The organism is Nocardia sp. NPDC052566 (assembly GCF_044547285.1).
Taxonomy (GTDB): domain Bacteria; phylum Actinomycetota; class Actinomycetes; order Mycobacteriales; family Mycobacteriaceae; genus Nocardia.
In genome coordinates, this window is sequence record NZ_JBIUAF010000005.1 from 742,659 (window position 1) to 762,056 (window position 19,398).

Sequence of the window (19,398 nt, forward strand, 5' to 3'; positions counted from 1 at the left end):
GATGTTCGGCCAACTGTCGCGGTCACAGCGCGACCCGATTGCGCAATGTGCCGATGCCCTCGACCTCGAGCTCGACGAGGTCACCCGCGGACAGCCGCCTGCCCACATCGAAGCCGGTGCCGGACGCCACCGTCCCCGACGCGATGATCTCGCCCGCGACAATGCCGCCGACCCGGCTGAATTGGGTGATCGCCTGCTCGAAGCCGTGCGTCATCGACGCGGTGGTGCCGAGTGAGAGTTGTTCGCCGTTGACCCGAGCGCGCATGGTCAGGTCGTAGGGATCGGCGATCTCGTCCGCGGTCACCAGGCAGGGGCCGATCGAGGTGGCGAAATCCTTCGATTCGCCGGCGCCGACACCGGTCTGCATGAGTTTCAGCTGCAGGTCCCGTGCGCTCCAGTCGTTGAAGATGGTGTATCCGAAGATGTGGTCGGCGGCCTGCTCGATGGGCACGTCGCGCCCGCCGCGCCCGACCACCGCGGCGAGTTCGAGTTCGTAGTCCAGCTCCGCGGCGCCCTCGGGCGCGGTGATGATGTCCTCGGGTCCGCACATGCTGAGCGGATCGACGGTGTAGTAGAGCACGCGCTCGGCGAACAGCGGGTGCAAGGTGAACCGGCCACTCGCCATGAGCTGCTCGAACGCGGCCTGCGGGTCATCCGCCCCAGCGGCTTGCCTGCGCGCGATTTCGCGCAGTGCCGCGGCCAGATGTTCGGTGAACAGACCGCAGTCGCGCACTCGCGGTGGTCGCGGGAGCGGCGGGCGCCGCCTGATCTCGGCGGCGTCGTGCAGCGCGTCGGTGGGCCGGTCCGCGGCCAGTTCACGGGCCCGGTCCAGGCCGTCGCGGCCGGATTCGATGAGCGCGAGCATCGAACGGAACTCGGGTAGTTCGGGTGCGGCCATGGCCAGGTCGAGCACGGTTTTGTCGTCGTCGAGCAGGACTCCGACGCGGTCGTGATCGGTGGCGAAGGTGATCAGGCGCATATGACTCTCCGATGAGCGATTGGACCAACAGCATAAGATTGGACGCTCAGCATAGGCAAGGACGAACAGCATAGGATTGCGGACATGAGAGAATTTGCGGCATGGCCGGTCGTCGTGAGGAGTCATCCGCGGAAAGTCGCCGCCGCCTGCTCGAGGCGGCGACCGAACTGGTCGCCGAAGTAGGGCCGCGCGGCACCTCGGTGCAGGCCGTCGCGGAACGGGCGGGAATCAGCCGCGGCTCCATCGCCTGGCACTTCGGGTCCAAGGACGGGCTCATTGTGGAAGTCGTCCAGCACACCTTCGAGACGGCAGTACAGGAGTACCGCAAGCGCATCGCCGACGCGGGCGAGATGACCCTGGAAGTGCTGATCGAAGCGCACCTGGCCGTCGTCGCGGGAACCTGCGGGCGCGTCTTCGCCACCGTACTGCCCGAAGTCATGCTGGCGCCCGGCCCGATTCGCGACGCGTACGTCGCGGGCTACGACAACAGCAGGCGATTCTGGATCGACGCGGTCGGCCGGATCACCGCGGACGTCCCGGACATGCCGGATCCGGCAACGCTCGCGGATGTGTTGTTCGGCAGCGCGATCGGCGTCAACGTCATGCACCGCCTCGACGAATCCGTCGACCCCGCAACGGGTCTCGGTGCACTACACACGATCTTCGACCTCGCGATGCGCGGAGCGAAAAAGAAGTAGGCGCGGCGCGCAGCGTGCTCGGCTGCGCGCGGCGCCGCGTGGTGAAAGCCGGTCGTCAGAGGTTGCCGACGATGTGTTCCAAGCGCTCGGCGACGAGGGCGCGGGCCTGTTCGCGCAGGGTGGGGCGATAGCCGCTGGGGTACACCGGATCTCCCGGGGCGTAGTCCTTCAGGACTTCCTTGGCGAGGGTGATTTTGTGGACTTCGGTGGGGCCGTCGGCGATGGCCATGACCTCGGCGTAGTTCATCATGTCGACGAAGGGGAGGTCCTGGCTGACGCCGAGGGCGCCGTGCAGGTGCAGGGCGCGCTGGGCTATGTCGTGCATGACCTTCGGCATCGCGACCTTGATGGCGGCGATGTCTTTGCGCACCTTCAGGTAGTCCTGTTCCTTGTCGATGCGCCAGGCGGTGCGCAGGACCAGCAGGCGGAACTGTTCCATCTCGATCCAGCTGTCGGCGATGCGTTCCTGGGTCATCTGCAGGCCGGCGAGTGGGCCCTTGCGCATCGGGCGGGACACGACGCGCTCGCACATCATGTCGAATGCCTTGCGCACCTGGGCGACCGTGCGCATGGCGTGATGGACGCGGCCGCCGCCGAGGCGGGTCTGCGCGACGATGAAGCCCTGGCCCTCGGCGCCGAGCAGATGATCGGCGGGCACGCGGACATCGGTGAAGCGCAGATGCCCTTCGTGTTCGCTGAAGCCGTGCACGTGGAAGTTCTTCACGATCTCCAGGCCGGGGGTGTCGGCGGGCACGATGAACATCGACATGCCCTGGTACGGGCTGACTTCCGGGTTGGTCACCACCATCACGATGTGGAAGGCGGCGAACTGGGCGTTGGAGTTGAACCACTTCTCGCCATTGATCACCCAGTGGTCGCCGTCACGCACCGCGCGGGTCTTGAACAGCGTGGGATCGGAACCGCCGGTGGGTTCGGTCATCACGTAACAGGAGCCGATCTCGCCATCGAGCAGCGGCCGCAGATATTTCTCCTTCTGCTCCGGGGTGCCGTAATGCGCGAGGATCTCGGCATTACCGGAATCCGGTGCCTGGCAACCGAATACCGAGGGCGCCCAGAACGAGGTGCCGAGCACCTCGTTGAGCAGGCCGAGCTTGAGCTGCCCGTAGCCCTGGCCGCCGAGTTCGGGGCCGAGATGGCAGGCCCAAAGCTCCTGCTCCTTGACTCGGGCCTTGAGCGGGCCCATCAGCGCCATCGCCTCGGTGTCGGTGCGGTCGTAGGGATTCGGGTAGAGCTGATCGAGCGGCTCCACCTCGGTACGGACGAATTCCGCCGCCCAGTCCAGCTTCTTCCGGAACTCTGGATCGGTCTCGAAATCCCAAGCCATGATCAGCCTTTCGTATCGGTGTCGGTCGCGACCACGACGCCGTGCAGGAATGTGGTCGCGAGAATTTCGGCGATTTCATCGGGGGAGTGGCCGCCGTGCGGGCGATACCAGAAGGTCACCATGTTGAGCATGCCGAGCACGCTGTTGGTGACCACGTGGTCGGCGGTGCGCAACAGCCCCGCCTCGTGCCCGTCATCGATGACCCGCTGCCAGCAGTATTGGATCCGGTCGCGCATCTGCTGCAGTTCGTCGGCGCGCTCCCCGGTCAGCGCGGTGACGTCGCGCAATTGGATGGCGACCTCGCGCCGATGCGCCACGATCAGGCCGACGTGGCTGCGAATGAGCTTGCGTAACTTGGTGATCGGATCATCGGCGGCGCGCACGATTTCTTCCGCCTCGGCAAGCATGCACTGGGTGTAATCCCGCAGGATCTGCCAGAGCAGTTCCTCTTTGGAGCCGATGTGGTAGTACAGGGCCCCGCGCTGGACATCGGCCCGCTCGCCGATCTCCGCCACCCCGGTGCCGTGAAAACCCTTCTCCGCGAACAGCTCCACCGCCGCGCGCACGATGCGCTGCATGGTGTCGCCGGATTCCGCGGCGGGTGGGCGGCCGCGGCGGCGTGGCGGCGCGAACCCGGTCATCGCCAGCCGCCGTCGAGCGCGAGCGTCGCCCCGGTACAGAAGGCCGACGCCTCGGTGGCGAAGTACATGGCCGCGCCGACGATTTCGTGTGGCGCGCCCGCCCGGCCGAGCGCGTTGCGTTCGCCGATCGCTGCCCACATCTGCGGGGTCCATGCCTTCGAGATGTCGGTGGCGAACGCGCCGCATTGAATGGCGTTGACCCGGACCTTGGGGCCGAAAGTCTGTGCGAGACCGGCGGTGAGCGCGTTCAAGCCCGCCTTGGCCGCGGCGTAGGGGACGGCGAGCGAATCCGGTCGCGCGGCCTCGATGGAGGAGATGTTCACGATCCGCCCGCCCTCGCCCGCCGCCATCCGCGCGCCGATCAGCGACGAAAGCCGGAACGGCCCCTTGAGATTCACGCCGAGGACCTTGTCGAACATCGCCTCGGTCACCTGATCGACGCTCGGATACAGCAGCGACATCCCGGCGTTGTTGACCAGCACGTCGACCCGCCCGAACTCGTCGTAGACGGTGTCGGCGAGCGCGTCGCACTGCGCCCAGTCGCTGACATTGCAGGCGACCGGCAGTGCGCGGCGGCCGTAGGCGTCGCGGACTTCCTCGGCGAGTGCGACGCAGCTCTCGACTTTGCGGCTGGCGATCACCACATCCGCGCCCGCCGCCGCGAACGCGAGCACCATCTCCAGGCCGAGGCCGCGGCTACCCCCGGTGACGACGACGATCTGGCCCGTCAGCGGCATCGCGGCCTCCTCGCGGTGAAGAAATGTTCCGATCAGTACATTAAATCGGGCGACCGATACAATCAAGGAGTTGTTCGGCCGACCGCCGACACCTGCACGACGCGCCGACCGATCGACCCCTCGGGAACTGGCGTTTCGGAACAGAACGGGACTTCGGCGTGTTAACCCAGCGCATGGTGGTATCACTACCGGCGGGTAACATCTAGACCGACTTTTTCCCACCCGGCTTTCTCAGAAGTGAGGCAGTAGATGACAGAGCGGATTCAGGTCGGCGGGCTCCAGGTGGCCAGCGTTCTCCATGAGTTCATCGAGAACGAGGCGCTCCCCGGTACCGGCGTAGATTCCGCCGCGTTCTGGGCCGGGGCCGAGCAGGTCATCAACGACCTCGCCCCGAAGAACCGTGCCCTGCTTGCCGAACGCGACGCGATTCAGGGCAAGCTCGACGCCTGGCATGCCGAGCACCCCGGCGCCGGTTACGACAAGGCCGCCTACAAGAGCTACCTCGGCGAGATCGGCTACCTGCGCCCCGAACCGGCCGACTTCCAGATCGCCACGCAGAACGTCGACACCGAGATCGCCACCACCGCGGGCCCGCAGCTGGTGGTTCCGGTGATGAACGCGCGCTTCGCGATCAACGCCGCCAACGCCCGCTGGGGTTCGCTCTACGACGCGCTCTACGGCACCGACGCCATCTCCGAGGCCAACGGCGCGGAAAAGGGCAAGGGCTACAACAAGGTTCGCGGCGACAAGGTCATCGAGTGGGGCCGCAACTTCCTCGACGACGCCGCCACCCTGATCACCAGCTCGCACCACGGCTCGACCTCGTACACGATCGTCGACGATGAGCTCGAGGTCGGCCTCGAGGACGGCACCAGCATCGGCCTCGCCGACCCGTCCGCGCTCGTCGGCTACCTGGGCGACCCGGCCGCGCCGACCTCGATCCTGTTGAAGCACAACGGATTGCACATCGAGATCCAGATCGATCCGAGCTCGCCGATCGGTAGCACCGACACCGCGGGCGTCAAGGACATCGTGCTGGAGTCCGCGGTCACCACGATCATGGACTTCGAGGATTCGGTCGCGGCGGTGGACGCCGAGGACAAGGTGCTCTGCTACCACAACTGGCTCGGCCTGATGAAGGGCACGCTCGCCGAGGAAGTCAGCAAGGGCGGCAAGACCTTCACCCGCACCATGAACCCGGACCGGGTCTACACCGCCATCGACGGTGGCGAACTCGTGCTGCACGGCCGTTCGCTGCTGTTCGTGCGCAACGTCGGTCATCTGATGACCTCCGACGCGATCATCGACGCCGCGGGCAACGAGGTGCCGGAAGGCATCATGGACGGCCTGGTCACCTCGCTGATCGCCACCCACTCGCTCAAGGGCGACACCGAGCTGAAGAACAGCCGCACCGGCTCGGTCTACATCGTGAAGCCGAAGATGCACGGCCCCGACGAGGTCGCGTTCACCAACGAGCTGTTCGGCCGCGTCGAGGACGTGCTCGGCCTGCCGCGCAACACGCTCAAGGTCGGCATCATGGACGAGGAGCGCCGCACCACGGTGAACCTGAAGGCGTCCATCGAGGCCGCCAAGGAGCGCGTGGTGTTCATCAACACCGGCTTCCTCGACCGCACCGGCGACGAGATCCACACCTCCATGGAGGCCGGGCCGATGGTCCGCAAGGCCGAGATGAAGACTCAGCAGTGGATCCTGTCCTACGAGGACTGGAACGTCGACACCGGCCTGGCCGCCGGCCTGCCGGGCAAGGCGCAGATCGGCAAGGGTATGTGGGCCATGCCGGATCTGATGGCGGACATGCTCGTGCAGAAGATCGGCCACCCGAAGGCGGGCGCCAACACCGCGTGGGTGCCCTCGCCGACCGCGGCCACCCTGCACGCGACCCACTACCACCAGGTGGACGTGTTCGCCAGGCAGCGTGAGATCGCCCGCGGCGGCAAGCGCGCCACCGTGGATCAGATCCTGGAAATCCCGTTGGCGGCGGACCCGAACTGGTCCGACGAGGAGAAGCGCCAGGAGCTGGACAACAACTCGCAGGGCATCCTCGGCTACGTGGTGCGCTGGATCGATCACGGCGTCGGCTGCTCCAAGGTGCCCGACATCCGCGATATCGGTCTGATGGAAGACCGTGCCACCCTGCGTATTTCGAGTCAGCTGATGGCGAACTGGCTGCGCCACAACGTGGTCAGCGCCGACGAGGTGATCGCCAGCCTCGAGCGGATGGCCCCGGTCGTCGACCAGCAGAACGCCGCCGACCCGAGCTACCGCCCGATGGCCCCGGACTTCGCGAGCAGCATCGCCTTCCAGGCCGCCAAGGAACTGGTGCTCGAAGGCACCAAGCAGCCCAACGGCTACACCGAGCCGATCCTGCACCGCCGCCGCCGCGAGGCCAAGGACGCCAGCAAGTGAGTGATCGGCAGTGATTGAAAAGTAGCTCCAGACAGCACTTTTCAGCTTGAAGCCCCGTGTCGGCAGTGCCCGGCGCGGGGCCTTCTCGTCACCGGAGGTCATCCCCAATACTGGCCTCTCACGCTCAAAACGGTCACAAAAACGGTCACAACGGTGACACCTCGCTGATGCGTTCTACCAGCGGATCTGAGCCTGATCGGGTGATCGAATCCCGCAGTGGGCTTGCTCGGTGGCGTCGTGCGTGCCGTGAGCGGGGGATGGCGGTGCCGAAGGTGGGAGCAGGCTGACGGCACATCGCCATCACCACGGTCTGGACGTGGCTCCTGGCGTGTCGAGCGCACGACACGCCGGAAATTTCTTGGATTGGCAAACCGTTAGCAACCCACTCGGTGCTGAGACTCTGCGGCTCCAGCGGGCATCGATGAGCTCGTGGCGGGATACGAGCTGTGCTCGCCGGTGCGCGCTGAACAAGACTTCTCGTATGCGACGGACCGGTTCTGCGGTCCTGGCCACTTCATGGTTGGTGACCCCGCATGATTCCTCGATCCGCTGCTGTCCACGAGCGTGCATCTGGCGGTCTGCAGTGCCCTACTTGCCGCAGCGGCAATTACGGAAATCGAGGCTGGCTCGGTCGTCGAGTCCGACGCGCTCGAATTCTATGAACTGACCTACCGGAGGGCCTATGCGCGGCTGTCGGCATTGGTCTCTTCGATGTAGGACACCTACGACGGCCCACCGACCTACTTCTGGCTGCCCAGCAGATAGTGGAAGAGCGGAAGCGGTATGAGGGCAACAATCGAACACTCCCTTCCCGGAGGCCGCAGGTTCAAATCCTGTCCCCGCTACTAGAGCTTGCTGAGGCTCGGGCTGCTGTGGCCTGTGTGTGGTGCGCAGAAATCCGATGTGCTGCCCACCGATCACGTGAAGATCGTCGACCAACCGTTCCGCATCGTCGGTGCAATCCCCATCCCGCACAACCCGATCACCGGCTGGTCACCCGGCAAACGGTTTCGGATCACCCGCGGATTCTGAAACCGCTGCGGCGGTTCTCATGGAGCTTGCTGAGGCTCGGGCTGCTGTGGCCCGTGGGTGGTGCGCAGGTAGTTCACTGCACCGCAGGAAGGGCACTCGAGCTGGTATTCACCGACGATGCCATCTGGGCCGGGTGTCCATGTCACTTCGAGGAAGTCGTCGTTTTCCGGGCACCGGATGCCTACGGTTTGACCCGCAGTGACCTGTTTCGCGGCGGTGATCCACCGGCGCGAGCTTGATGAAATCATGAGTCTCCCATCACAAATTGCGACACCGCCGCCGCAGAGTCGAAAATTTCCTGGGCTCAGGTGACTCTCTTAAGAAAGGCTTCGATAGGATCAGGAGAACTTCTGAAGATCGGTGCGTCGAGCGACGAAACTGGCTATTGTCTCACCCGTAGATGGATCGGAAACCTCTACCTCGTAAGCATCCTCGGAGTGCTTCTCGATGACGTACCCGACTGATCCGATCGCCGCTCCTTCGGCAGTGAACCGGTCAGTCACGACACGCACCTTGTCGTAGTTGTTGATCAAATTCTTCGCTCCTTCCTCATCGGGCAAATCCGGAAAACGGTGTGTTCAGCGTCAGAGTTTCATCCGGTCGGAGCATTCAGCCCGAAACCAGGTCAGTGGATTTTCCCGCAGCTGCTCCCTGGCCCTCGATGTGGATTGGGATATTCAATCTCTGACCCCCACTGATCGGCACGGCCCAGTGCGTAATCCCCAGCTAACAGCTTCTGGTTCGCTTGATCGACGTACATGTCTACCAGCGCCTGGCTGTCATCCATCCATATCCATACGACCTGAAGACCGCGTCCTTACCGTGGCCTGCCTCAGGTCGGAAGATGTACTCGCGGAACTTCCGTATATCGACCGAGGCAGTGCCCGGGGACTCCACGCCAATCGAGCCAGCCACGCCAGATGCCCCGAGTTCACTGGTCAGGGCTTCGGCGCCAAGTGCAGAGGCGCCGCGTTCGGAAAGTTCGCGGATGGACCGGGTCTTCCGAGCTCGAATGTGCCTGCGATGCGGATGTTACCCGCGTTTCGTAGACGTCAGGGCGAGATAGACATTCGATGCATCCGGTTCGAAGACTCCGTCGTCGTCGAGTCGGTACGCAGTGGCTTCCCTGGCTACGGGGGTGTTATCGGACATCGTCCTGTTCAAGGTGTTTCAACGCCTCCTGCATCAACCATTCGCTGGCAACGGAAGTGTTCACTACTTACCCTCCAACGTGGCGTTGCCTTCAAGAGGGGACCTTAAAGGTTTGGCCTGTATCACTAGCTGTCGAAGTCGATCAGGTCGTCGACGGCTTTTCTGAGCCAATCATAGAAGGAGGGATAGGAGCCGCGCTTTTCCCATCCAGGCTCAGCGAAGTCGTGGACAATGATGATCTCGGACGATCCGTGCTCCCAGCACGCAACGTCGTCATTGTCCGTGCGTGCTGCGAACGGTACGAGTTGCCTGTCGGGGTAGCGTTCACGCATGCCGTGGTATCGCAACTCGAGTATCTTGCCGTGCAAGATGTTCCAGGGTTCGAGGTCCAGTAGGCCGAGGTCCACTATCCGGCCGAATTCATGGGGATACGTGAACCCCGCAGGCAGATCCGCGTCGCTCAATAGCTCAATCATCGTCAGTTTCCCGTCCACCCCGTCAGCGGCGATCCTTCGGGGTATGTGTTTCGAAATCGGGTGCTCTGGTTTGCGATGCGATTCTCCATGGCCTCACCCCACGTCTGCGGAAGATCACCCTGCCGGGTGAAGCGTACCGCCATGGACTCCGGGATCGGCTCATCAAAGGCATGGATTCGCGCCAAGATCGGCGTATCAGTGTATTTCGCGGCCAGAACTCGCGTATTGTCGACAGCCGTCAATCCGCCATCGGATGCCACGACCACGTCGATGGGATCACCGACCCAGCCGCTGCGGGCCATGCTCTCGATGATTTCGGCAGCATCGTTGACCTTGTTCTGGCTGAACCGCACCGTTGACGGGTTCAGCGCCACGATTCCGCTGGGGCCACGTCCGCCGAGAGCGGTTCCCGCAGTGCCGAGTTGACTGGTGAGAGTTTCGGCGCCGAGAGCGGTCGTGCCACTTTCCAGCAATCCCCGGGAGAGAAGCTGGGTGCCGACCAGTCGTCCGGCGGTGTAGCCGAGTTCGGCGACGCCGGTGACGGCCATGACGGCGTTGAAGACGAGGTCGGCGTTGTCGATGACGTTTCCGGCGTCGGCTTTGGTGGTGCCGGTGGGCAGGGTGATGCCGTCGATGGTGGTGAAGGTGGTGGTTTGGACGCCGGTGTAGTCGGTGTAGTTGACGGCGAGGAGGTTGCCGTTTTTGTCGAAGTAGGCGGTGGCGAAGAGTTCTTCGCCGTCGTTGCCGCGGAAGAACCATTTTTGGGTGCTGGTGCCGTCGGGTGCGGTGATGATGGGGTCGCGGTGGGTGACGGGGTCGCTGTGCCAGGTGCCGGTGACGGGGTCGTATTGGTTGTTGTAGTTGGTGGTGCCGATGGCGTTGTTGTAGCGGTCGATGGGGATGGCGGTGCCGTCGGGTTGCAGGACGTAGCGGCTGCCGTCGTCTTGGGTGATGATGCTGCCGGGTCGGCCGTTGGTGTTGCCGCCGACGGTGTTGACCTGGGTGTGGCTGCCGTCGGGGTTGGTGATGTCGGTGACCGGTCCCAGGACGCTGGGCCGGAAGTCGGCTTGGCTGATGGTGCCGTCGGTGTTGTATTCGGTGACGTGGCCGGACTGTCCACCGGGGCCTAGTTCGACGGTTTCGGCTGGTGTGCTGCTGCCGGGTGCGGGATCTTTGACGATCAGGCCGTTGGGATGTTCGGCGCTGGGTGGATAGGCCACGGAGTTCGATCCGTCCGGGTTGGCGGTCCAGGTTGTCACGCCGCCTTGGCCGTTGGGGACCGATCGCATGTCGGTGGTGGTGCCGTCGGCGTTGTTGATGCGGGTGTCGACCGTGCCGCCGCTGTTCGGGACCGGGGTGGACAGCGCGGTGGTGACACTGCCGCGGCTGTCTTCATACGTGGTGAACACGCTGCCGTCGGCGTGGGTGCTCGTGGTGGTGGTGCCGCCCTTGCTGTCGCTGCTGATGGAGCACTGCGGGACGGTGTCGGGGTCGGCCAGGATCGGGAAGACGTTGTTCTCGTCGGGTTCGATGTGCTGGACGATGGTGTCGCCGTCGACCTCGTAGTGGGTGCGTACCGGTCGGCCGAGGGCGTCGTAGGCCCACGGTGGGTTGGTGTGGGACATGACGGTGCCGTCGGCGTCGAGGACATCGACCGACCCGTCGGGGTTCTTGCGCAGTTGCCCGCCGGGCGGAACTTCCTGCGGGAAGCGGTATTCGCGGGGAGCGGACGGGTCGGTCATGAGGATGAATGTCTGCTCGCCGCCGTCCCACGGTTTGGTGATCGTCAGCTGCTGTGACGACGTACCACCACGCGACCGGAACGCGGGTGCGATGAATGCCGCGGCACCGGCCAACAGCAGCAACGGGATTCGTCGATCGGGGCCGTCACCGGGCTCGGCAGCCGTGCTGTGGTCTTTGGATTCGGTCGGAGTCGAGGGTGTGGGCACGGTCCTGGTCGGCACCGGCGGAACTGGGGTTGGTGTGTCCGCTGCTTGCGGTGCGAGTGACGGGGCCTCGGTTGGCTGCGGAGGTGCAGCTGGGATCGATTGTGGTGCAACTGTTCCCGGCACCGGCGCGGTTGGGGGCTGGTTGCCGGGCAGGCCCGGTGTCTCGGCGCCGGGGACCGGGACGATCGGGGTCCCGTTGCCGGGCGCGATGGGTGGCGGGGCGAGCGCTCCGGCGCCGATACCGCCACCATTACCCGGCTGCTCGGGCAGGTTCGGGGCTTGTGTCGGTAGTGGTGGCGGGGTGGACACGGTGGGCGGGCCGCCCGGTGGCGGTTGTGGGGTGTCGATACACGGCCAGCCGGGGTGCATGGCCTGCCATTGTTCGCAGGGGATGTAGCCCTGCGCGGTGGCGTGCGGGGTGCCGGTGAGTGCGGCGAACCCGAGCCCAAGGCCGGTGGCGGTGATCGCGAGGGTGAGTGCGGCGTGCCGGGCAAGGCGGGTGCTCATCGGCGGTTCCGGCGGGCCTTGGCCTGGTCGTGCAGGGTGTCGATGCCCCACCAGGTGAGTCGTCCTGCGAGGGACATGTAGAGGAAGAAGGCCAGGTAGACCAGGATCGCGCCGTAATCGTCGGCCCACCCGGGCATCCGGTTGAGGTTCGCGAATACCACGATCAACAGCAGCAGGCCCAGTGCGGTAGCGCCGATCGCGGCCGTGGTCGGGCTGATCGGCTCGACAGCAGGACCAGCGGGCTGGGCGGCGCGGTGGCTGGTCGCGGGGGTGGCGGTCTCGTTCATCGTCGTGCCTCTCTTGCCGGGCTCCGGCGTTCACGCCTGCCCGGTCGCTCGGGGGTGAACCGGTCAGAGCCAGATGGGGTCGCCGTAGACGGTGATGCTGTTGTCTGCGGTCGGGGTCGAGATCGCCGCGGTCGCGAACGAGCGGATGGTCACCTGGCCTGCGCAGGCGTCGACTTTGATTTCGACCTGGCCGGCGCTGATCGAACCCTGCGACTCCGCCAGCGGTTTCGAACCGAACGGCACGGTGGTGATGGCGCCGGGTTTGAGGGTGGTGGAGATGTTCGGGTTCACCGATGCCTGCCCGCCGATGTTCACGCCGGGGAATTGCGAGATCGTGACGCTGGCGTTCGGGCCGATCGAGAATCCCAGACCGAGGGTGACGCCGTTGGAAACATCGACCGCGCAACCGATCTGGTAACCGAGGGTGATGGTGCCCGCGGTGACCGGCCGACGGCCGCTACCGGTGATCTCGGCGACCGCCTCGAGGCTGACGAAACCCTCACGGCTGACCGGGGAACCAGCCAGGTTCGGCCAGCGATCCAGGGTCTCACCGGTCTTGGACACCGACAGGGTCCAGCCATCGCGGGTGAGGACCTGGCGATACTTGTCGGCAACCGGATCCGCACTAGCTGATCCCGCAGCCCCCACACCGATCAGCAATACCGTAACCAGCGCACTGATACCGGCGGCGATGGTTGATCGCATCGTCACCACGAAGCCCCTCCACATCTAGTTAACTTTCAGCAAACTCGGTGTGAGGTTGGCACGCTCCTGAAGTCGACGCCAGGCAATTGAGATGTGCATCACTTGACCTCCCCTGCTATGGCGGAGGTCACTTCGGCCGCGACGCTGTCCGAAACTCGTTCGAGGACCGCCTGATTGGCGCGGCCAGGGTGCGTACACGCGAGCGGCGAGCGGTTGCGCGTGTCCAGATCGTTACGGACATGGAGAGGCTGGCCATTGGCCGGAGTGCTCTCGAAGTGTCGAAACCCAGGGGCGGCCGTGGCCGAGCCGCAGTGTGGCCCGAACCGCGGCGCTGGCCGCCGCCCGACGAGGCAACTCGGGCCCCTGCTCATGTCACTGCATCGTCGGAACCGACCTCCGTTTCCGGCATGGCAGGCATCGACCCGTCCCGTCCAGCGCAAACACGAGTCTGAGGGTGTTCAACACATACTGCTGGGAGATTCGGGCTGTTCCCGGAGTGCCGGGCGATCTGCCCCAAAGGGATCAGGGACGAGCCGGGTACCCGCCGATGAACCTGCGGGGCGAGATGGGGACAAGCCTTCGCTGCGCTCAGGTCGCCTGCGGCGATCCCCATCCCGTCCTGCAGAACCCTCGCCGGCCCTGCGGGCCCGGCTCACCCCTGATGGCGGAGCCGCAGATCGCCAGCACTCCAGGCACCGCCCGATCACGGTTTTTCTGTATCGGGGTTCGGGAGATGTTGGCGGTCAATCCAATCCGTTTCTCATCCGAGGAGTGCATTGTCATGACTGGAGAAATCACGCTCACCGTCGTCGGTAACCTCACCGCCGACCCGGAGCACAAACTGTTGCCGAGTGGTCAGACCGTCGCTAATTTCACTGTCGCCCAGAACTCGCGTGTCTACGACCGCGCATCCAATGAATGGCGCGATGGTGCGGTGGTTTTCATGCGGTGCTCGGTGTGGGGTGAGATGGCCGATCACCTCGCGGCCAGCCTCGCCAAGGGTGTCCGGGTGATCGTTTCCGGTCGGCTGCGTCAGCGCAGCTACGAGGACCGCAACGGTGCTACCCAGTGGATCGTCGAGCTCATGGTCGACGCGGTCGGCCCCGACCTGCGTTTCGTCACAGCCGACGTCCACGCCGCTGAGGCTGGGGACGCCGAGCAGTCGAGTTCCCGCCCCGGTGATCGGGATCTTGTCGCAGCTGGCGCCCATGATCGGCCCGACTTCTGACCGTCCCTACGGTACTGCTCTCGATTCGCTCGGGGAGCCGCTCACCGAGAGCGGCTCCCCATTTTTTCCCTGCGTCTGTTAGGAGGTGGCTTCGATGTCCACTCACGAACTCCCGTTTGAGTTGTTTGGTACTGGTGCGGTGCTTCCTTCGGTGCTCGAGCTCTGGTTCATTTTTCGAGGGCTTGCCCGGCAGGGCCACGTATCCGATACCAGTCTTCGACGCGATGGAGTCGATCCTGGGCACGGTAGAACAGTTCGGTCACCGCGTGGTCCAGCGCTGCTGCCGCCTGAATGACCCGCGGAGAGCCGTGCAGCAGCACAGCCACGTGGGCGTCATCCCAGCTGCTGTCGTCGCGGACGCGTGCGACAAGTTCGGAGAACACCGGGTCGGCTGGATCAGCCAGGGCGACCGTGCGAATTCCTTCGACCGTTGGCCGGAACGCTTCCGCGAGGCGTTGGTGGCTCGCGGCCGTCTGGTCGCGTCTCCACCGTGTGGTTTCCGAGCGTGCGTCCCAGAATCGCCCGAGGATGATGCCCAGGGTTGCGGCTATCGCCGCTACGATCGCTGCCGTCATCAGCCACCTCGCTTCCGCATATCGGGCCAGGGACACTGCTTGGTATCCCGTTGCAGCAGTGGGCAACCCGGCAGCATGGATGTGGCGGTGGACAAGCCGCAGCGGCGATATCGTCGCTCACGCCGCGCCGGTTATTATAGAATGTATGTTCGATATTCTGCCTGGTGGCTGCCGCAGAGGTCGAGCATGATCCGGGTGGAGACGGCGGACCAGAAAGGCCTTTCCCCAGATCAAAGAGCCGTCTGGCTTCAACGCAGGCTCGATAAGAGTGGCGAGGACGACTGGATCCCGAAGAGGCGGTTGCCGACGATCGGCGCGCTTGAGGAATTGCTGCCGAGCTGCGCCCGTGGCAAGACCTGTGCTACGGCTGGAGTACTAGAAGAACGTCACAGACGTCGAGACCGCCGTCGCCGAGCCCGTGTAGTCCTGGCGGCCGGCGGATCGGTGCCGAGGGGTTCGCCCGATCCGCCGGCCTATTCACACCGCACGCAGATGCGTGCGGCTGGCATAGACGTGTTCGGCGATGAGGGTGGCGATGCGGTCCGGTGTCTCCAGCATGGGCACGTGGCCCACATCGTGGATGAGAATTCGGTCGTACGTCGACTGGCACAACCACCGTCGCCTGCACGACGAAATCGGACTGGTCCCGCCCGCCGAGTTCGAGGCCGCCTAGTGGGCAATGAACGCCGCATCCGGCTAGGCTCAGAAACCGGTCATCACCGAGGCCGGAACCAAATCACCGAGCCTCCAAGGAACCCGGGGCGATTCACTCCTCGGCGACCGTCTTGTCCTGCAACTGCGGGTAGTCCGGCACCTCCTTAACCATCAACGCCAGGTACGACTGCGGAATCCCAGAAGAACTCGGCCATCCATCGAGCCTGTCACCAGCGCGTGAGCAGGTACAGCCCTCCCTTCCGGTAACTAGGGGTGACCACACCAGCGGTGTCGCCGACGAAGTGCACAGGCTCGACGGATGACGGTGCAAGCGGCAATGGTCACTCGCTAGATGCGACGCCGTGACCGTCCGAGGACCGTCAGATGCGGTCTACGTCCGAGTCGTTCAGTGGCGCAGGCGTCGGGATCGGGTGGTTGGCGTACAAGACGCCGCGCGGGTCATAGCGTGCCGTGATCTCGCCGAGGCGATCGGCATCTGCTGGCGTGAAGGCGGATCGCACCTGATCTGGCTCGAGAGGGCCGAAAGTGAAATTCAGCGAGAGCCCGAGCGTGTGGGGTGCGAAGGGTGCGAGCAGGTCGTCGTGGACCTGAGACACCTCGCTCGGATCGCCGTCGTGGAGCAGGGACAACACGCCCACGGCGAACTGGGCAGATCGGTGGCCCACGGCGTTCGGAACATTCGGGGTGCGCGCCAGCGCGCCCCCGAGGTGTCGCACCCCGACGGTGCACCCGCCGGCTCGATGGGCGAGTTCGGTCACCGAGTGCGGATCGAGGTCGTCGACCAGCACGCCCTTCCCGCGATAGCCCGCCGGCCGGTCCGGTTCGTCGGAGACCGCTCCGGACTGCGTGTAGGGAAGGGTGCGCAGCGTGTTCCGCAGCTGCGATCCGGCGTGGAGCAGCGGCTCGACGAGACGTCGTCCCTCTTCCTCCGCTCCGGCGAAGCTGACCTGAAGTTGGACCACCCGACGCCCTCGCACGTCCGCGGAGATCATGGGTAGGTCCGGGAAGGGGATCACCACCGCTGCCGAAGTCATCGCCTCCGGTACCGACCTGGTCCACTCGGTCCAGGCGGTGAGCACCTCTGGGGATTTCGCGAGGTCGAACATCAGGTTGCCGCCGTAGAGCTCTGCGACGGGCATGAGGTCGATCTCCATGCCGGTCACGACAGCGAAGTTGCCGCCACCTCCGCGCAGTGCCCAGAACAGATCGGGTTCGTCCTCTGGGGTCACCTGCCGGATCTTGCCGTCGGCGGTCACCGCCTCGAATCGCGTCACGTGGTCGGCTGAGTAGCCGTAGCGTCGGGCGAGGAGCCCGATGCCCCCGCCCAGGGTGTAGGCGACTGCGCCGACCGTGGGAAGGCTGCCCGACAGCGGCGCTAGTCCGTGTGGTGCCGCCTGCTCGATGACATGCTGCCACGTCGCCCCGGCCGGGACCCAGGCCCTACGCGTCGCGGCGTCGACCCTCACCTCACGCATGCGCCTCGTATCGATTAGCAGGCCCCCGTCGAGAGCGCGCGTGCGCCCATGCCCGGTGGCCTGGACCGCCACCTGCATCCCGTGATCCGCGGCGAAGGCGACGGCCCGAGAGACATCCTCGGCGCTGCTCGCCTCGAGCACGACCGCCGGGTGATGCGGGGCAAGGAGCTGAGCCCCCGCCCTGTCTTCCGGGTCTTGGATACCGCTGTATACAGTTCCGTCTACGTACTGGTCGAGGGGCTGGATGTCGGTCTCGGTGATCTCCATGGCTGCGACACTAGACATTCTTCCGGACATTAGACGTCCGCAATGAGTGACAGACTGGGCTCCGTGATGGACGAACCCCGACGGCGGGATCTGCCCGAGCGGATGCTGCGGCTGCTCGGCCTGCTGCAGTCGCGACGGACCTGGTCGGCCGCCGAACTGGCCCAGCGGCTGCACGTGACCGAGCGAACGGTGCGCCGCGACATCGAACGGCTGCGTACCCTCGACTACGCGGTCACCGGAACCACCGGAACATCGGGCGGGTACCGGCTTGCAGCCGGGAGCAGCATCCCGCCCCTGTCTCTCGAGGACGAGGAGGTCGTCGCGGTCGCTGTGGGGCTGGCCATGGCCAGCCGGGGTGGTATTAGTGGGCTCGAGGACGCCTCGCTCACCGCCCTGGTCAAGCTCGAGCAGATCTTCCCGGCGCGCCTGCGCCCGCAATTAGCTGCGCTCTCCCGTGCCACTAGCGCCGCACCCGGCAATGACGCAGCACAAGTCGACCCGGCCACGTTGTCCGTGCTGGCTGCCTGCCGCCGCGACCACGAGATCGTCCGCTTCGACTACCGCGACCGCACCGGACGCCGTAGCGCGCGGCGGGTCGAGCCGCACAGTCTCGTCACCCTCCACGGATTGTGGTACCTCGTGGCATATGACCACGATCGCGAGGACTGGCGCATCTTCCGCATCGATCGGATCAACGCCCCCCTCCGCACCCACCGACCCGCCGAACGACGGGACCTGCCGACCACCGATGCCGTCAGTTTCGTCATGCGCTCACTGGCAGCGGCCTCCTACCGCTACACGGCGCAACTAACCGTGGACCTCTCGGCAGCAGACGTCAGGGCAGGCATCTTCGGCCCGATCCCCGGCGCGATCGACGACATCGGCCCTGGCCGGTGCCGGATCCGCCTCACGGCCGAGTCTCCGGAGATGGTCACCCAGTACATCGCGCTCATCGCCGCCCTCGGAGCCGAGTTCATCCTGGACGCACCCCCGGACATCACCGATCGTCTGCACCAGCTCGGAACGCGACTGGTTCGGACCCGGTCGCATGATTGATGACGTAAGCCGGGCGCGATCCCGATGCAATCGGCGCTCCTCCACCTGCTCAACGAGGCGGCCCCACGGAGAGCGAACCATCCCGGGCACCTCCGTCATTGTTGCCCGAGCACCGGCAGTACGCCGATCCGTACGGCGGTAGCCTCCGGTCCTCTTGGCGAAGCCACGGACCCGTGGCCTGGCCGGAGGTGCATCCGGTCACCGCCGATGCGCACGTCGGCCTCAAACGAGCAGTTCGTCGGCACCGCCTGGCGACGGTGCCGAGTGCACTTCATGCGCAACATCGGCGCCGCCGTCTCCGCCAAGCAGATGCTGCGGTCAAGACGATCTTCGCGCACAAGCCCCTGACGACGCGAGAGCCTGGTGGGATCAGGTCTCGCAGTCGTGGGCCAGTTCCTGCCCGAAGGTCGTTGCGATGATGGACGCCGCGAATTCGGTCAAGCGGCTGTCCCAGTGTACCGAGAGACAAGTTCCCGATCACCACGTCTTCGATCAGTCCTTGGCCGGGGCCGCCCGCCGACGGCGGTGGAATCCGGTCGCGTGGGACCGGCGGATCGAGCAGGCTGGGCTCGCCGGGTGGGGCACCCTTGGGTCCGCGGATCGCTTTCCACTCGGCTAGTTCGTGGTTGTATCCGGCGCGCTGAATGATGGTGGCGTAGTTGCCCGCGGCGCGCGCTATCGCCTTGATCTTGATGATCGCCTTCACGCTGCGTTCGTCGTAGCTGGCCGCCCAGGTCCGTGCCTCCTCGTAAGAGCCGCACATGTTTCCGCAGGCACTGAGCGCGTCCCAGCGGGCATCGAGTGCCTGGTACCAGTTGTGGGCGGCGGTGTTCAGCGCGGTCGCAGCGGCGTAGTAGCCCTGTGGGTCGACGCGCATAGCCGTCGTGGTCACCCGGGCTACCGCCCGAACATCGCACGGTTGGTGGCGATTGCCGTGCTGTAGTGCTGGTGGGCGGTGTGGGCGGCCGCGCGCATGGCGTCGACCCCTTCGCGCACCTCGTTCGCGCCGGTAACCCACTCGCGGTGGGCGCGGTCGTGCGCCGTGGCGGTCGCACCGGTCCATTCCTGGTGCAGCGCGCTGATGCGGGTATCCAAGCCCGTCAGTGAGTCGGTGACGAATCCGACCAGACCGCCGATGCGGGCGGTGACCTGGTCGAGATGATCTAGGTCTACTTCGAACACATTGT

Annotated in this window: 18 protein-coding genes; 5 read left to right on the plus strand and 13 right to left on the minus strand. The window is 65.4% G+C overall.

Translation table 11 applies throughout. The features are described 5' to 3' along the window. Positions 1 to 22: 22 nt before the first annotated feature. Positions 23 to 979: a fumarylacetoacetate hydrolase family protein gene (locus ACIG5A_RS28295; RefSeq protein WP_397245317.1), complete on the minus strand. Its 957-nt coding sequence runs from the start codon at positions 977 to 979 to the stop codon at positions 23 to 25. Between the two features lie 101 nt (positions 980 to 1,080). Between ACIG5A_RS28295 and ACIG5A_RS28300 the strand changes: the two genes are divergently transcribed. Continuing rightward, positions 1,081 to 1,677, plus strand: a complete 597-nt coding sequence (locus tag ACIG5A_RS28300) for a TetR/AcrR family transcriptional regulator (RefSeq protein WP_397245319.1) — start codon at positions 1,081 to 1,083, stop codon at positions 1,675 to 1,677. 55 nt (positions 1,678 to 1,732) lie between these two features. Here the strand turns inward: ACIG5A_RS28300 and ACIG5A_RS28305 are convergent, their stop codons facing one another. The 3 genes from ACIG5A_RS28305 to ACIG5A_RS28315 are packed head-to-tail and all read right to left on the minus strand — an operon-like array spanning position 1,733 to position 4,400. Further along, positions 1,733 to 3,022: an acyl-CoA dehydrogenase family protein gene (locus ACIG5A_RS28305; RefSeq protein WP_397245321.1), complete on the minus strand. Its 1,290-nt coding sequence runs from the start codon at positions 3,020 to 3,022 to the stop codon at positions 1,733 to 1,735. A gap of 2 nt (positions 3,023 to 3,024) precedes the next feature. Beyond that, on the minus strand, positions 3,025 to 3,663 hold the full coding sequence (locus ACIG5A_RS28310) for a TetR/AcrR family transcriptional regulator (RefSeq protein ID WP_397245323.1): 639 nt from the start codon (positions 3,661 to 3,663) through the stop codon (positions 3,025 to 3,027). Next, positions 3,660 to 4,400 (minus strand): SDR family NAD(P)-dependent oxidoreductase, encoded by a 741-nt coding sequence (locus ACIG5A_RS28315; RefSeq protein ID WP_397245325.1) that lies wholly within the window; start codon positions 4,398 to 4,400, stop codon positions 3,660 to 3,662. Before ACIG5A_RS28315 ends, ACIG5A_RS28310 begins: the two co-directional genes overlap by 4 nt. Positions 4,401 to 4,649: 249 nt before the next feature. On the opposite strand from ACIG5A_RS28315, the gene ACIG5A_RS28320 reads away from it, so the two are divergent. Beyond that, positions 4,650 to 6,827 (plus strand): malate synthase G, encoded by a 2,178-nt coding sequence (locus ACIG5A_RS28320; RefSeq protein ID WP_397245327.1) that lies wholly within the window; start codon positions 4,650 to 4,652, stop codon positions 6,825 to 6,827. Positions 6,828 to 7,730: 903 nt separating this feature from the next. Further along, positions 7,731 to 7,859: a hypothetical protein gene (locus ACIG5A_RS28325; protein ID WP_397245329.1), complete on the plus strand. Its 129-nt coding sequence runs from the start codon at positions 7,731 to 7,733 to the stop codon at positions 7,857 to 7,859. 338 nt (positions 7,860 to 8,197) lie between these two features. Here the strand turns inward: ACIG5A_RS28325 and ACIG5A_RS28330 are convergent, their stop codons facing one another. From ACIG5A_RS28330 to ACIG5A_RS28350, 5 genes are all read right to left on the minus strand, one after another. After that, positions 8,198 to 8,392: a DUF4926 domain-containing protein gene (locus ACIG5A_RS28330; RefSeq protein WP_397245331.1), complete on the minus strand. Its 195-nt coding sequence runs from the start codon at positions 8,390 to 8,392 to the stop codon at positions 8,198 to 8,200. A 744-nt stretch (positions 8,393 to 9,136) separates the two neighbouring features. After that, a complete protein-coding gene (locus tag ACIG5A_RS28335) occupies positions 9,137 to 9,505 on the minus strand; it encodes a hypothetical protein (protein WP_397245334.1) in 369 nt (122 codons plus the stop codon). Further along, positions 9,490 to 11,943 (minus strand): hypothetical protein, encoded by a 2,454-nt coding sequence (locus ACIG5A_RS28340; RefSeq protein ID WP_397245337.1) that lies wholly within the window; start codon positions 11,941 to 11,943, stop codon positions 9,490 to 9,492. The genes ACIG5A_RS28335 and ACIG5A_RS28340 overlap by 16 nt, the downstream gene beginning before the upstream one ends. Next, positions 11,940 to 12,230 carry a hypothetical protein gene (locus ACIG5A_RS28345; RefSeq protein ID WP_397245340.1) on the minus strand — a complete coding sequence of 97 codons (291 nt, stop codon included), beginning with the start codon at positions 12,228 to 12,230 and terminating at the stop codon, positions 11,940 to 11,942. The genes ACIG5A_RS28340 and ACIG5A_RS28345 overlap by 4 nt, the downstream gene beginning before the upstream one ends. 63 nt (positions 12,231 to 12,293) lie before the next feature. Next, positions 12,294 to 12,935 (minus strand): MspA family porin, encoded by a 642-nt coding sequence (locus tag ACIG5A_RS28350; RefSeq protein WP_397245938.1) that lies wholly within the window; start codon positions 12,933 to 12,935, stop codon positions 12,294 to 12,296. A 781-nt stretch (positions 12,936 to 13,716) separates the two neighbouring features. Here ACIG5A_RS28350 and ssb point away from each other — a divergent pair. Then, a complete protein-coding gene (ssb, locus tag ACIG5A_RS28355) occupies positions 13,717 to 14,163 on the plus strand; it encodes a single-stranded DNA-binding protein (protein WP_397245342.1) in 447 nt (148 codons plus the stop codon). A gap of 167 nt (positions 14,164 to 14,330) precedes the next feature. On the opposite strand, the gene ACIG5A_RS28360 is transcribed toward ssb, so the two are convergent. Both ACIG5A_RS28360 and ACIG5A_RS28365 read right to left on the minus strand, forming a co-directional pair. Beyond that, a complete protein-coding gene (locus tag ACIG5A_RS28360; protein ID WP_397245344.1) occupies positions 14,331 to 14,738 on the minus strand; it encodes a hypothetical protein in 408 nt (135 codons plus the stop codon). Positions 14,739 to 15,772: 1,034 nt separating this feature from the next. Beyond that, positions 15,773 to 17,155, minus strand: a complete 1,383-nt coding sequence (locus ACIG5A_RS28365; RefSeq protein WP_397245346.1) for an FAD-binding oxidoreductase — start codon at positions 17,153 to 17,155, stop codon at positions 15,773 to 15,775. Positions 17,156 to 17,197: 42 nt separating this feature from the next. Here ACIG5A_RS28365 and ACIG5A_RS28370 point away from each other — a divergent pair, with 42 nt between their 5' ends. Continuing rightward, positions 17,198 to 18,211 carry a helix-turn-helix transcriptional regulator gene (locus ACIG5A_RS28370; RefSeq protein WP_397245348.1) on the plus strand — a complete coding sequence of 338 codons (1,014 nt, stop codon included), beginning with the start codon at positions 17,198 to 17,200 and terminating at the stop codon, positions 18,209 to 18,211. Positions 18,212 to 18,482: 271 nt separating this feature from the next. On the opposite strand, the gene ACIG5A_RS28375 is transcribed toward ACIG5A_RS28370, so the two are convergent. Both ACIG5A_RS28375 and ACIG5A_RS28380 read right to left on the minus strand, forming a co-directional pair. Next, positions 18,483 to 19,103 carry a hypothetical protein gene (locus ACIG5A_RS28375; RefSeq protein ID WP_397245350.1) on the minus strand — a complete coding sequence of 207 codons (621 nt, stop codon included), beginning with the start codon at positions 19,101 to 19,103 and terminating at the stop codon, positions 18,483 to 18,485. Positions 19,104 to 19,108: 5 nt separating this feature from the next. Continuing rightward, entirely contained in the window at positions 19,109 to 19,393 is a 285-nt protein-coding gene (locus tag ACIG5A_RS28380) for a WXG100 family type VII secretion target (protein ID WP_397245352.1), read from the minus strand. Positions 19,394 to 19,398: the final 5 nt, after the last annotated feature.